Here is a 12,628-nt window from a genome sequence, read left to right as displayed (position 1 = left end):
AAAATGAACGCATGGTTGAAATGTTTCCTGGGGGCGGCGCTCTTAACCACGGGCCTGGCCCAGGCGGCCACACCGCTGGTGGGCGTGGCCATGGCCAAGTACGACGATAATTTCCAGGCGTTGCTGCGCAATGGCGTGCAGCAAAAGTCGGCGGCGATGGATATCGATATCTTTATGGAGAATGGGCAGGACAATGCTGAGCTGCAGATGCGCCAGTTCCGCAACCTGATCCACTCCAAAGTCGACGCGATTATCGTGGCGGTGGTCGATGGCAAGAGCACGCCACAAATGATGCGCCTGGCGAGTGAAGCGAATATTCCACTGGTGTTCGTCAACCGTAATCCATCGCCCGAAAAGCTCACCGCCCGTGCGGCGTTTGTCGGCTCCAACGAACTGGAGTCAGGCACGTTGCAGATGGAAGAGTTGGCGCGCCGTGCCGGCTACAAGGGCAACGTGGTGATTTTGGTCGGCGACCCCGCCAACGCGTCCTCGCTGATGCGCACGGAGGACGTCGAAAAAGTCGTCGCCAAGTACCCGGACATGAAAATCGTGCAGAAAAAAGTCGCCAACTGGGAGCGCAGCCAGGCCGCCACGGTGGTCATGGACTGGGTGAAGCAAGGCGTCGACTTTTCGATTGTCGCCGCCAACAACGATGAGATGGCGATCGGCGCGATCATGGGCCTGGAGAAGGCGGGCAAACAGGCCAAGGATTACTGGGTCGGCGGCATCGACGGCACGTCGGATGGGCTCAAGCTCATGGCGGAGGGAAAAATGGCAGTCAGTGTGTTCCAGGATGCCGTGGGGCAGGCCAATGGCGCGGTTGAGGCCGCTGTTCATCTGGCGCGTGGCGAAGGGTTGGAGGCGCCGATTATCTGGGTGCCGTTCCAACTGATTACCCCGGAGAATCGCCAGCAGTTCGAGTGACAGGGTGGCGGAGCAGGCGGTCAATGCGCTGGGCTGGGCTTGTGGCGACACGGATATGTTTGTTGGGACATCACCGGAAATAAGCGTTGGCCTGGCAGCGATACGTTGAATGATGCATTGAAGAGAAGTCAGCATAAGGGCGGATCCGAATCCTGACCGACCCAAGTCAATACGGTAGCAAGGTATCCCCAGCCTGACCGACTTGTGACCTGAATGGAAATCGGTCACGAGTTGTCAACTGTGACTTGGATCCGTAAGCTACAGGCATGAACCAGCCATCCATTTTCTCGCCCGGCGTTCGGGGCCCAGCCGATCATGACATTCGAGATCAGATTGTCGCGGCGGCCAACGAACATTTCAGCCAGTACGGTTACAGCAAAACCACGGTTTCCGACCTGGCCAAGGCCATTGGATTTTCCAAGGCTTACATCTACAAGTTCTTCGATTCCAAACAAGCGATCGGCGAAGCCATCTGCTCAAATTGCCTGGCGGAAATCGTTGCGGCGGTTGAACAGGCCATCAGTGTCGATGATATTTCGTCGACGGAGCGCTTTCGACGCTTGGTCAGGACCTTGATCTCCACGGGTGCGAGCCTATTCTTTAACGATCGAAAGCTCTATGACATTGCCGCTCTTGCGGCGTCAGAAAGCTGGCCGAGTACACAACATTACGACGCACAGATTAAACGTTTCGTTTTGCATATCGTGCGTGAAGGGCGGGAAAGCGGCGAATTTGAACGCAAGACTCCATTGGATGAGACGGTAGATTCCATCCATTTTGCGCTGCGACCTTTCGTCAACCCGTTGCTGCTGCAATACAATCTTGACTTCGTAGAGACAGCACCCACGCTCACCTCGAACCTGATATTGCGTAGCCTCATGCCGTGATTCCAGGCTGCGCAGCCTTCATGTGAACGTCGAAAAAATACCTTTTCAGTTTCAGCCATTGCATCGAGCAGCGGCGTACACGCTTTTGCCTGGATTGTGACCATTGACATAAATGGTCACATGACTAAACATGACTCCCCAGCTTTGGCGGCATCGCTATGATTCAGCGCCTCTCTGTTACTTGCGCGGCGACCGCCGGGTTCTTTCGGTGACCATGAAGAGTTCCAATAATGAAAAAAAACTTGCTCAAACGTCCACTTGGACTGGCTGTCGTGCTTGCTTCTTCTAACGTGCTGGCGAGCGGTTTTGCGCTCAACGAACAAAGCATCAGCGGGATGGGCTCCGGGTTTGCCGGTCGCTCTTCTTCGGCTGAAGATGCGAGCACGGTCTTCGGTAATCCGGCGGGTATGGCTCGCTTGAAAAGCGAGCAGGTCAGCATGGGTGGCGCGACGCTTTTCGCGAAGTCGGATATAAGCCAGACGCGCAGTACATTCGGCGGTCAGGAAGACGGCGACATGGTGCCAGTGACCACGGTACCGATGGGGTACTACGTGAAGCCTATTGATGAGCATTGGGCATTCGGTGTGGGGTTCTATGTGCCGTTTGGTCTGATGACCGATTACGGCAGCGATTTTGCCGGCCGTTACTATGCCAACAAAAGTGAAGTCACGACCCTTACGTTTCAGCCCACCGTCAGCTATGCCTTTAACGATAAAGTATCGATCGGGTTTGGTCCTACCATCAACCGCATCAGCGGCGAGCTGTCCGGGATGGTGCCCAATCCGCTGAGCCCCGGCCGCAATGACGGCAAACTCAAAAGTACAGGGGATGACACGGCTCTGGGTTTCAACGTCGGTATCTTGGTGCAGGCTACAGACCGCACCCGTCTGGGGATGACTTACCATTCCAAGGTCAGCTACCGCCTGGATGCCAAGACCAAGGTCACTGACGGTCTCTTTAGCGTGCTGGGGGTGAGTGGTCGCAGCTATGACGCTTCGCTGGAAGTGGATACTCCAGAGTCCGTGGACATGTCGTTGACTCATCAACTGGATGATGACTGGACCCTATACGCTGGGAGTACCTGGACGCGGTGGAGTCGCTTCAAGGAATTGACCAGCGAGACCAAAGGGTTGCCTCCTTTGTTGAGTGCTCAACTGGGTTCCGTCACCGAAGAACAGAACTGGCATGATACGTGGGCTCACGCGATCGGCGCGGCGTACAAGTTAAATGATCAGTGGGTGCTTCGTTCCGGCTTCTCGGTCGATCAGTCGCCCACCAATAACACCGATCGAGGGCCGCGCATTCCTACGGGCGACCGGAAAGTGTTCAGCGTCGGCGCAGGCTGGACCCCCGCAAACAACTTCACAATTGATGTTGCCTACTCTTATCTGTGGGAAGAGAGTGTTCAGATCAATCACGTCTCTGCGACCAGGGGCGCATACAGTTCCAAGTATAAAAACAGCGCGAGCGGTCTTGGAGCCTCTGTCAGTTATCGGTTCTGATTGGCTGCTGTTCCACACGCGGCCCTGCCGTACGGCAGGGCCCGTAGTTTATCGAGTCGCCACACGCTGGGACTCAGGCGCTTGCCAGCCACCGCCGAGCGCTCTGAAGGCGGCGACCGCCGCCCGTGCCGATTCGGTTCGAGCTTGTGCGCGAGCATCGGACGAGCGCAGCAGGATCTCGTCGGCGTGCAGCACATCGATCAGGCTGACTGTGCCGTTTTGATAGGCTGTGAACGACGATTGGCGGGCCTGTGTCAGGGCGTCCTCGCCTGCGGTGAGAGTTGTGGCTTGAACTTCCCGATTCACCAGGGCGGAGAAGGCGTTTTCGACATCCTCAGTGGCGCGCAAGACAGACTGGCGGTATGCGGCCAGTGCTTCGGCTTCCTGCCCCTTTGCCTGGTCAATCTGTGCGTTTATGCGACCGAAGTCGAAGAGCCTCCAGCGCAGGCCCAAGACGCCTGCCGACTGGCTGGCACCGCCGGTAAACAGGTTGCCGCCGGATACGGCCGTGGCACTGCCGAGCAATGCGCTCAGTGAAAACTTCGGGTAGTACTCAGCGGCGGCCGCACCGATGCGTGCATTGGAGGCCGCGAGGCGGCGCTCAGCCACAATCAGATCTGGCCGGCGGCGCAGCAAATCGGCGGGTGTTCCAGTGTCGTTCAGTTGTGGTGCCAGAGGAATCGTGCCCTGACTTGCCAATTGCGTTCGATGCGTGCCTGGAGGTGTGCCGAGGATCACATCAAGTGCGTTCATGGCGGCATCCAAGCCAGTTTGCAGAGCCGGTACTGTCGCCTGGACTTGCGACAGCGCGCCTTCCGTTTGGCGAACCTCATAGCTGGCGGCGAGGCCTTTGCCATAGAGCAGTTGGACTTTTTCCAGCAATTGCTCCTGCGTTTTGACTTGTCGGTTTGCGATGTCCAGCCGGGCCTGCAATCCACGTACCGTGATGTAGATATCAGCCGTCTGCGCAGCGATGGCCAGGCGTGTGGCGGCAGCGCCAGCCTCGAAGGCCTGGTACTCGGCCAGTGCGGCCTCGCGCCCGCGTCGCAGGCCGCCGAACACATCCACCTCCCAGCTCGCATCAAGGTTGAGCTCGTAGGAACTTCCGTATCGATCAAAGCCAGGGGTTGAATTCAACACCTGGCCCAGTGGCGTCTCGATTGACTGATAGGAACGCGCAGCCTGACCACTGATGTTTCCCGAGGGCAGTAAAGCGGCATTGGCGGCGCCCAGTCCTGCGCGCGCTTGTGTGACTCGCGCCGCCGCTTGTGCCAGGTCCAGGTTCTGCGCAAGGGCTTTAGAGACGAAGTCGGCCAACTGTGGATCACCAAAGCCTTCCCACCACGCGGCAAGACTCGCCTGCGGCGCACCAGGCCGTTGTTCAACAGCGGCCTGGCCCATATATGCACCGGAAAGCGGCGCGTCAGGACGCTGATAGTCCGGACCGACCGCGCAACCTGCTATCAGGCTGGCGCTCACCAAAAGAGCGAGGGGGTGAAGGGAGGGCATTGAGATTCCTTGAATCGAATGTTGGATGTGACCATGTTACGTTATGGTCACTATCTGTCAATTGACACTATTGCTCAACGACCAGTTTGACCTATAAACGCGACTGCCAGGCTTTTAGATCGGTGCATGGCAATTGTGACCGTTGACAAATATAGTCACAGGTCTAAAAATATGATTTCCATCCTATTATTTAATCAAGGGAATCTATGCGCCGGCTTCGACCTGCCCCTATTGCCGCTTGCTTGTTGCCTCTCGTCCTGACGGCGTGTGGCGAGCCATCCACCGCTCAAGATCCGCGCACGCAAGCCCCGCTGGTGAGGTCGGCAGCGGTTCAGGCTTCCTCTGATATCTCGCGTTCTTTCACTGGGGTGGTCGCTGCCCGCACTCAGGGCGATTTGGGCTTTCGGGTCTCAGGCAAGATCCTAGAGCGCTTGGTTGACACCGGCCAGACCGTCAAGCGTGGCCAGCCGCTCATGCGACTCGACCCGATTGACTTGGGTTTGCAGGCGCGGGCACAGCAAGAGTCGGTCACAGCCGCTAGGGCCCGAGCCAAGCAGACTGCGGATGACGAAGCGCGTTACCGTGATCTGGTCGCTGCAGGTGCGGTCTCTGCATCGGCCTATGACCAGATCAAAGCGGCGGCGGATACCGCCAAGGCACAACTGGGCGCCGCGCAAGCGCAGGCTGATGTGGCAAGGAATGCTTCGGGTTATGCGGTGCTGGTGGCGGATACCGACGGCGTCGTGGTGGAGACGCTCGCTGAGCCTGGGCAAGTCGTCAGCCCGGGGCAGCCGGTGGTTCGGCTCGCGAGAGCAGGGCAGCGCGAGGCTATCGTGCACCTGCCCGAGACCGTGCGCCCGGCAGTCGGGTCTTCCGCGCAAGCGACACTTTATGGCAACACCACCGGTGCGGTTACCGCAAGGCTCAGGCTGCTGTCGGACTCGGCGGACCGTATGACTCGCACCTTCGAGGCGCGATATGTGCTGGAGGGCGCACTGGCGAATGCGCCACTTGGTTCGACCGTCACACTCAGGATTGGCGAAGGCGCGGCGCAGCGGCCGGTGTTGCAAGTACCCATCGCGGCGGTTTATGACCCCGGCAAGGGGACGGGGGTGTGGGTCATCGCCGGTACACCGGCGAAAGTGAGTTGGCGGCCTGTGCAGGTCCTGGGTTTAAGCGACGATGCAGCACGCGTCGCAGGCGATCTCAAGGAAGGCGAGCCGGTTGTAGCCTTGGGTGCACACCTGCTGCGCGATGGCGAAGAGGTGCGGCTGGCTCAACAGGGTGACGTCAAGGTTGCGGGGACTCATCCATGAGCGAGGGTCGTTTCAACCTTTCGGCGCTCGCCGTACGCGAGCGCTCGATCACGGTATTTTTGATCTTCCTGATTGCTGTTGCGGGCATCCTGTCGTTCTTCCAGTTGGGGCGCGCGGAGGATCCTCCCTTTACGGTCAAACAGTTGACGGTGGTCACCGCGTGGCCGGGGGCGACTGCCCAGGAGATGCAGGATCAGGTCGCAGAGCCGCTTGAAAAACGCCTGCAGGAACTGAAGTGGTACGACCGCTCGGAAACCTATACCCGCCCGGGCCTGGCGTTCACGATGCTGTCATTGCTCGATAGCACGCCGCCGTCGCAGGTGCAGGAGGAGTTCTATCAGGCGCGTAAAAAGCTCGATGATGAGGCGATAAAGCTGCCGGTCGGTGTCATTGGGCCGATGGTCAACGATGAATTCTCGGACGTGACATTCGCCCTGTTTGCCCTGAAAGCCAAAGGCGAGCCACAGCGCCTGTTGGTGCGCGATGCCGAGTCGTTGCGCCAGCGCCTGCTGCATGTGCCGGGTGTGAAGAAGGTCAATATTATCGGGGAGCAGCCCGAACGTATCTTTGTCTCGTTTTCCCATGATCGCCTGGCCACCTTGGGCGTATCGCCTCAGGACATTTTTGCCGCGCTGAATAATCAAAATGTGCTCACGCCTGCAGGTTCCATTGAAACCCAAGGACCTGAAGTCTTCCTGCGCCTGGATGGCGCCTTCGATAAGCTGCAGAAAATTCGCGACACACCTATTACGCTCCAGGGACGCACGCTCAAGCTCTCTGATGTGGCGACGATTGAACGTGGTTACGAAGATCCCAAAACCTTTCTCGTGCGTAACAACGGTGAAGATGCGTTGCTGCTGGGGATCGTGATGCGCGATGGCTGGAACGGGCTGGACCTCGGCAAGGCGCTGGATGCGGAGACCGTCAAGATCAACCAGGGCATGCCGCTGGGCATGGCGCTCACCAAAGTCACCGATCAAGCGGTGAATATCGATTCGGCCGTCGGCGAGTTCATGGTCAAGTTCTTTGTCGCACTGCTCGTGGTGATGCTGGTGTGCTTTCTCAGCATGGGCTGGCGTGTCGGCGTTGTGGTGGCGGCCGCTGTGCCGTTGACGCTGGCCGTAGTGTTTGTGGTGATGGAGGCCACGGGGAAGAACTTTGACCGGATTACCCTCGGCTCATTGATTCTGGCACTCGGCCTGCTGGTGGACGACGCCATCATTGCTATCGAAATGATGGTGGTGAAAATGGAAGAGGGCTACGACCGCATCAAGGCGTCCGCATACGCCTGGAGCCATACGGCGGCGCCGATGCTGTCCGGTACCCTGGTGACGGCGATCGGCTTTATGCCCAATGGCTTCGCGCAATCGACCGCCGGTGAGTACACCAGCAACATGTTCTGGATTGTCGGTATAGCCCTCATTGCCTCCTGGGTGGTGGCCGTTGTTTTCACCCCGTATCTGGGCGTGAAGATGCTACCGAACATTAAGACAGTCGATGGTGGCCACGCCGCCATCTACAACACCCGTCACTACAACCGCTTCCGCCGGCTGTTGACGCAGGTCATTGCGCGCAAATGGCTGGTGGCCGGCACCGTTATCGTTTTGTTTGTGGTGTCGATCCTCGGCATGGGCCTGGTCAAGAAGCAGTTCTTCCCGACCTCGGACCGTCCTGAGGTTCTGATTGAAGTGCAAATGCCCTATGGAACCTCCATTGAGCAGACCAGCGCCACCAGCGCCAAGATAGAAGCCTGGTTGCAAAAGCAGGAAGAGGCAAAAATCGTCACGGCCTATATCGGACAAGGTGCGCCGCGCTTCTATCTGGCAATGGCTCCGGAACTGCCGGATCCGTCATTTGCGAAAATTGTGGTACTGACCGACAGCCAGGAGGCTCGTGAAACCCTCAAGTTGCGTCTGCGCGAGGCGGCTGCCGAAGGCCTTGCGCCAGAAGCGAGGGTCCGGGTCACCCAACTGGTATTTGGTCCCTACTCGCCATTCCCGGTTGCCTACAGGGTGATGGGGCCTGACCCCGTAAAGCTTCGTGAGATTGCCAGCCAGGTACAGGATGTATTGCAAGCCAGTCCGATGATGAGAACCGTCAACACCGACTGGGGCCCGCTGACGCCGACCTTGCATTTCACGCTGGATCAGGATCGTTTGCAGGCCGTGGGGTTGACGTCAAGCGCGGTGGCACAGCAACTGCAGTTCCTGCTGGCGGGCGTACCGATCACGGCGGTGCGCGAGAACATTCGTTCGGTGCAGGTGGTCGGGCGTGCGGCAGGTGATATCCGCCTTGATCCCGCCAAAATCGAAGGCTTTACCCTGGTCGGCACGGCGGGTCAGCGGATTCCGTTGTCTCAGGTAGGGGGGGTCGATGTACGTATGGAGGATCCGATCCTTCGCCGTCGTGACCGTACACCGACCATTACCGTACGCGGCGATATTGCCGAGGATCTGCAGCCGCCGGATGTGTCGAGTGCGATTGTGAAGGAACTCCAGCCGATCATCGACAAACTGCCGGACGGCTATCGGATCGAGCAAGCGGGTGCAATCGAGGAGTCGGGCAAGGCCGGTACGGCGATGTTGCCGCTGTTCCCGATCATGATTGCCATGACGCTGCTGGTCATCATTCTGCAGGTTCGCTCCATCTCCGCGATGATCATGGTGTTCCTCACCTCACCGCTGGGGTTGATGGGTGTAGTGCCGACCTTGTTACTGTTTCAACAACCCTTCGGCATCAACGCGCTGGTCGGTCTGATCGCGCTCTCGGGCATCCTGATGCGCAATACGCTGATTCTGATCGGGCAAATCCACCACAACGAACAAGAAGGGCTGGACCCTTTTCATGCGGTGGTCGAAGCCACGGTACAGCGGGCTCGCCCGGTCTTGCTGACAGCGATGGCGGCAATCCTGGCGTTCATCCCGCTGACCCATTCCGTCTTCTGGGGGACGCTGGCCTACACCCTGATCGGAGGCACGTTTGTCGGAACCATTGTGACGCTGGTATTCCTGCCTGCGATGTATTCCATATGGTTCAAGATCCGTCCCGAGCCTGAGAGCGGTACGCATACAGCGAAACCCACCCAAGCACTTCCGACTGATAAATGAAGAGGGTTCAATGAATAATCTCAACGGACAAAAGCGAATCGTGGTCACGGGCGTCGGCATTGTCGGGCCGCTGGGATGCGGGGTTGAGGAGGTCTGGAAGCGCTTGTTGGCTGGACGTTCGGGCATCCGCCAGCTACCGGGCGAGGTTACCGAGGGAACCGGTGTTGCAGTCGGTGGTCAGGTGCCGTCACTGGCGGAAGATGCCATCGCGGGGTATGACCCTGAGCGCATCATTTCGGCCAAGGACCGCAAGAAGATGGATCGCTTCATTGAGTTTGCTCTTGTGGCGGCGCATGAGGCGCTTGAGCTGGCAGGCTGGCACCCGACTGAAAGCGCAGACCAGCAAAGGACCGCGACGATTATTGCATCTGGCGTGGGCGGGTTTGGTGTGATTGCCGATGCTGTGCGGACCACCGACACACGTGGCCCGCGCAGATTATCGCCATTCACCGCGCCGTCTTTTCTCGCCAACATGGCGGCGGGGCACGTTTCCATCCAGCACGGTTTCAAAGGGCCGCTCGGCGCCCCGGTCACGGCCTGCGCCGCCGGCGTACAGGCTATCGGCGATGCCGCCAGGATCATCAGAAGTGGTGAGGCGGATATCGCCCTGTGCGGCGGTACCGAAGCGGCGATCGACCGTGTGACCCTGGGGTGTTTTGCAGCGGCGCGTGCGCTATCCACCGGTTTTGCCGAGCACCCGCAGCAGGCTTCACGGCCTTTTGATCGGGATCGCGATGGCTTCGTGATGTCCGAAGGCGCGGGGTTGCTGGTGATCGAGTCACTGGAGCATGCCCTCGCGCGTGGCGCCAAGCCACTGGCCGAGCTGGTGGGTTATGGCACCAGTGCAGATGCCTATCACCTGACCGCAGGTCCCGAGGACGGTAGCGGCGCACGCCGCGCCATGGAGCAGGCACTGCGTCAGGCGGCTGTCAGCCCTCTGGATGTGCAGCACATCAACGCACACGCGACCTCCACCCAGGTCGGTGACAAGGGCGAGTTGGCCGCCATTCGCGCGGTATTCGGGAGCGATTCTGGCGTGGCAATCAGCTCGACCAAGTCTGCCACCGGGCATCTTCTGGGTGCGGCCGGAGGCATTGAGGCGATCTTTACCGTACTGGCGCTTCGTGATCAGGTCGTGCCTCCCACGCTCAACCTGAATCATGCCGATGAGGCGGCCGCAGGGCTTGACTTGGTGCGCCTCAAGTCCCGGGAGATGGCGATCACGAACGCACTCTCAAATGGGTTCGGTTTTGGCGGCGTTAACGCGAGTGTGCTGTTCCGCCGCTGGGTGCCTGAGTCTGAAGTGTGATGACAGGTTGTGCCCGGGAGACGGCAGATGAGTCGCTGTAGAGGCTGCAAGGCAGTAAGCGTGCGAACTGCACTGACCCGACTGATCGGGCGTACGGCGATGCGCTCCAGCACGCGTGTCAAATAGGCTTGCGGGTTCAGGTCGTTGAGCTTGGCCGACCCCAGCAGGCTGTAAATCGCAGCCGCTCTAAATCCTTTTCGTCGAAAATCGTTGGAATGTTCGGCTTCTATAGTGGTCGATCAAACAATACCCCGATGAGTTCAGCACATGCCCATCGCAGATGAGATCGTCCAATACTTGCGTGAGCACGCCTTGGTAGTGACCACGGCGGAGTCCTGCACCGCAGGCAGAATCGTCTCGCTGTTGTCTGAAGTGGAAGGCAGCGGCGAATTCATCGAATGTGGTTATGTGGTCTATTCGCCACAGGCCAAGCAACGATTGCTCCATGTCAGCCCCCAGACTATCGAGACGTTCAACCTGACGAGCGTCGAAGTCGCTGAGGAAATGGCCAGAGGGGCGTTACGAGACAGCACTGCAAATGCCGCCATCGCGACTACAGGGATACTCGGCCCCGACGCTGTGGACGGCATTCCTGCGGGCACAATTTGTTTTGCCTGGGCGTTTCAGTCCGATGACAAGTGCTATCTCTTCAGTCACGAACACCGGTTCTTCGGCGGACGTTGTCAGGTTCAAGAGCAAGCCACCGAATACGCCTTGCGCCAGCTTCCTCATTTTCATCGCCGCGCGCAGCTCGGCGATACAGGTGAAGCCTGATGAGCGAAGACACCGATCATCCAGACTTGAAAAGCCGAAACCATCCCGTTCGTGAGGACATGGCCTATCAATTGAAGGTCTGGCGTTTCGAGCGGGTCGGCTGGTACGTGTTGGTTCTGATTTTGGTGATGGCGCTCGGGGGCGTGTTTTCCAGAGGACTGCTCAGTTCGAGAGAGGTGCGTAGCGACGATGGGAAGGTCAGGGTCGAATACGAGATGTTTCATCGAAACGGCTCCACCAACTCGATGAAAATCACGCTGACAGAAAGGCCAAACTCACCCGTTGAACTGGAGCTGGCTGGGCAGTTGCTGGAGGGCTTCAGCATTGAAACATTACAACCTGAACCATTGCGCTCACGCAGCTCTTCTCAGGGCATGAAACTCTGGATGCAAACTGACGCTGACGGGCAGGCAACCCTGTACATCACCTTACGCGGCGACGCGGTCGGTCTCTTGCGCAGCAAAATCATCTCAGCCGGCACTTCAAGCGTAAGGCTTGTTCAATTCATTTTTCCTTAGGTGACCCATGGACTCTGTCTTGCGTGCAGGAGCAATGTATTTAGCCCTTATGGTGCTCTTCAAGATTGCTGGGCGGCGCTCATTGGCAGAGCTGACGACCTTCGATTTCGTCTTGCTGATGATGATCGGCGAAGCCACCCAGCAAGCGCTGCTGGGCGATGATTTTTCCATCACCAACGGCGTGCTCGTCATCGTGACGCTGATCGCCATTGACGTTGGCCTATCGCTGCTTAAACAGCGTTCTGGCTGGGTATCAAGGCTGATCGATGGTGAGCCAACGATCATCGTCGAGAATGGCAAGCTCCTGCACAGACGCCTGCGTCACGCTCGATTAATCGAAGCCGATGTAATGGAGGCTGCGCGCTCCAGCCAAGGTATCGAGAGGCTGGAAGAGATCAAGTTCGCGATAATTGAGCGCAACGGAAAAATCTCCATCATTGCCAAAGAAAATTAAAACGCAGACCCGTGCTAGCTGCAGACCCGTGATTTTCTTGGAACGTCCGTATTTGCCCGGAGCCTAAGGGTTAACACCCTAAGGAGGGCTAAACCATGTCTGAAGCCACCAGTTATTTTGCGATTGCTGTCGCCGTGTTCATTCTGCTTGTCGATCTATTGGCCATTGTCAGCGTGTTTCGGAGCGACAAAACCGTAGGGATAAAATCAGCGTGGGCGCTTGGTCTGATCATATTCCCGGTAGTGGGTTTAGTCGTCTGGGGAGTCGCCGGACCACGGGGCGTCAAGGAGGGGCCTTCCTCGCCCGAGCATAGTAAAGGCTGACGCTT

General features: G+C 58.4%; 11 protein-coding genes and 1 pseudogene. 10 read left to right on the top strand and 2 right to left on the bottom strand.

Annotated features, from left to right (window positions below):
• Positions 1-3: 3 nt before the first annotated feature.
• The 3 genes from AOA60_RS02930 to AOA60_RS02920 all read left to right on the top strand — a co-directional run bounded on the left by AOA60_RS02930 (position 4) and on the right by AOA60_RS02920 (position 3,313).
• Positions 4-924, top strand: a complete 921-nt coding sequence (locus tag AOA60_RS02930) for a substrate-binding domain-containing protein (RefSeq protein ID WP_099583114.1) — start codon at positions 4-6, stop codon at positions 922-924.
• A gap of 266 nt (positions 925-1,190) precedes the next feature.
• Positions 1,191-1,811, top strand: a complete 621-nt coding sequence (locus AOA60_RS02925) for a TetR/AcrR family transcriptional regulator (RefSeq protein ID WP_099583113.1) — start codon at positions 1,191-1,193, stop codon at positions 1,809-1,811.
• A gap of 230 nt (positions 1,812-2,041) precedes the next feature.
• Complete coding sequence (locus AOA60_RS02920) at positions 2,042-3,313, top strand: OmpP1/FadL family transporter (RefSeq protein ID WP_099583112.1); 1,272 nt, start codon at positions 2,042-2,044, stop codon at positions 3,311-3,313.
• 48 nt (positions 3,314-3,361) lie between these two features.
• Here AOA60_RS02920 and AOA60_RS02915 read toward each other — a convergent pair whose 3' ends face one another.
• The gene (locus AOA60_RS02915) at positions 3,362-4,822 is read right to left on the bottom strand and encodes an efflux transporter outer membrane subunit (RefSeq protein ID WP_099583111.1); all 1,461 of its coding nucleotides are present in this window, start codon (positions 4,820-4,822) and stop codon (positions 3,362-3,364) included.
• Between the two features lie 206 nt (positions 4,823-5,028).
• Between AOA60_RS02915 and AOA60_RS02910 the strand changes: the two genes are divergently transcribed.
• Genes AOA60_RS02910 through fabF form a run of 3 tightly spaced genes read left to right on the top strand, consistent with a single transcriptional unit; the run spans position 5,029 to position 10,554 of the window.
• Positions 5,029-6,138: an efflux RND transporter periplasmic adaptor subunit gene (locus AOA60_RS02910; RefSeq protein ID WP_099583110.1), complete on the top strand. Its 1,110-nt coding sequence runs from the start codon at positions 5,029-5,031 to the stop codon at positions 6,136-6,138.
• Positions 6,135-9,245, top strand: a complete 3,111-nt coding sequence (locus tag AOA60_RS02905; protein WP_099583109.1) for an efflux RND transporter permease subunit — start codon at positions 6,135-6,137, stop codon at positions 9,243-9,245. The genes AOA60_RS02910 and AOA60_RS02905 overlap by 4 nt, the downstream gene beginning before the upstream one ends.
• A 10-nt stretch (positions 9,246-9,255) precedes the next feature.
• Complete coding sequence (gene fabF, locus AOA60_RS02900; protein ID WP_099583108.1) at positions 9,256-10,554, top strand: beta-ketoacyl-ACP synthase II; 1,299 nt, start codon at positions 9,256-9,258, stop codon at positions 10,552-10,554.
• 74 nt (positions 10,555-10,628) lie between these two features.
• Here fabF and AOA60_RS02895 read toward each other — a convergent pair.
• Positions 10,629-10,748 (bottom strand): annotated as a pseudogene (locus AOA60_RS02895) (transposase domain-containing protein); the annotation flags it as partial.
• 73 nt (positions 10,749-10,821) lie between these two features.
• On the opposite strand from AOA60_RS02895, the gene AOA60_RS02890 reads away from it, so the two are divergent.
• The 4 genes from AOA60_RS02890 (at position 10,822) to AOA60_RS02875 (ending at position 12,623) form a co-directional block, all read left to right on the top strand.
• Positions 10,822-11,328, top strand: coding sequence for a CinA family protein (locus tag AOA60_RS02890; RefSeq protein WP_099583107.1), 507 nt, complete (start codon positions 10,822-10,824; stop codon positions 11,326-11,328).
• Positions 11,328-11,846, top strand: coding sequence for a hypothetical protein (locus tag AOA60_RS02885; protein ID WP_099583106.1), 519 nt, complete (start codon positions 11,328-11,330; stop codon positions 11,844-11,846). The genes AOA60_RS02890 and AOA60_RS02885 overlap by 1 nt, the downstream gene beginning before the upstream one ends.
• Positions 11,847-11,853: 7 nt before the next feature.
• A complete protein-coding gene (locus AOA60_RS02880) occupies positions 11,854-12,300 on the top strand; it encodes a DUF421 domain-containing protein (RefSeq protein WP_054070289.1) in 447 nt (148 codons plus the stop codon).
• 95 nt (positions 12,301-12,395) lie between these two features.
• On the top strand, positions 12,396-12,623 hold the full coding sequence (locus AOA60_RS02875; RefSeq protein ID WP_099583105.1) for a PLD nuclease N-terminal domain-containing protein: 228 nt from the start codon (positions 12,396-12,398) through the stop codon (positions 12,621-12,623).
• Positions 12,624-12,628 lie beyond the last annotated feature (5 nt).

The organism is Pseudomonas sp. 2822-17, from assembly GCF_002742485.1.
In the GTDB taxonomy this organism is placed as follows: Bacteria; Pseudomonadota; Gammaproteobacteria; order Pseudomonadales; family Pseudomonadaceae; genus Aquipseudomonas; species Aquipseudomonas cyclaminis.
This window is presented reverse-complemented; position numbering and strand designations above follow the sequence as displayed.

Coding starts and splice junctions, on each gene's coding strand:
- AOA60_RS02930 (WP_099583114.1), top strand. CDS start 4: ATGAACGCATGGTTGAAATGTTTCCTGGGGGCGGCGCTCTTAACCACG.
- AOA60_RS02925 (WP_099583113.1), top strand. CDS start 1,191: ATGAACCAGCCATCCATTTTCTCGCCCGGCGTTCGGGGCCCAGCCGAT.
- AOA60_RS02920 (WP_099583112.1), top strand. CDS start 2,042: ATGAAAAAAAACTTGCTCAAACGTCCACTTGGACTGGCTGTCGTGCTT.
- AOA60_RS02915 (WP_099583111.1), bottom strand. CDS start 4,822: ATGCCCTCCCTTCACCCCCTCGCTCTTTTGGTGAGCGCCAGCCTGATA.
- AOA60_RS02910 (WP_099583110.1), top strand. CDS start 5,029: ATGCGCCGGCTTCGACCTGCCCCTATTGCCGCTTGCTTGTTGCCTCTC.
- AOA60_RS02905 (WP_099583109.1), top strand. CDS start 6,135: ATGAGCGAGGGTCGTTTCAACCTTTCGGCGCTCGCCGTACGCGAGCGC.
- fabF (WP_099583108.1), top strand. CDS start 9,256: ATGAATAATCTCAACGGACAAAAGCGAATCGTGGTCACGGGCGTCGGC.
- AOA60_RS02890 (WP_099583107.1), top strand. CDS start 10,822: ATGCCCATCGCAGATGAGATCGTCCAATACTTGCGTGAGCACGCCTTG.
- AOA60_RS02885 (WP_099583106.1), top strand. CDS start 11,328: ATGAGCGAAGACACCGATCATCCAGACTTGAAAAGCCGAAACCATCCC.
- AOA60_RS02880 (WP_054070289.1), top strand. CDS start 11,854: ATGGACTCTGTCTTGCGTGCAGGAGCAATGTATTTAGCCCTTATGGTG.
- AOA60_RS02875 (WP_099583105.1), top strand. CDS start 12,396: ATGTCTGAAGCCACCAGTTATTTTGCGATTGCTGTCGCCGTGTTCATT.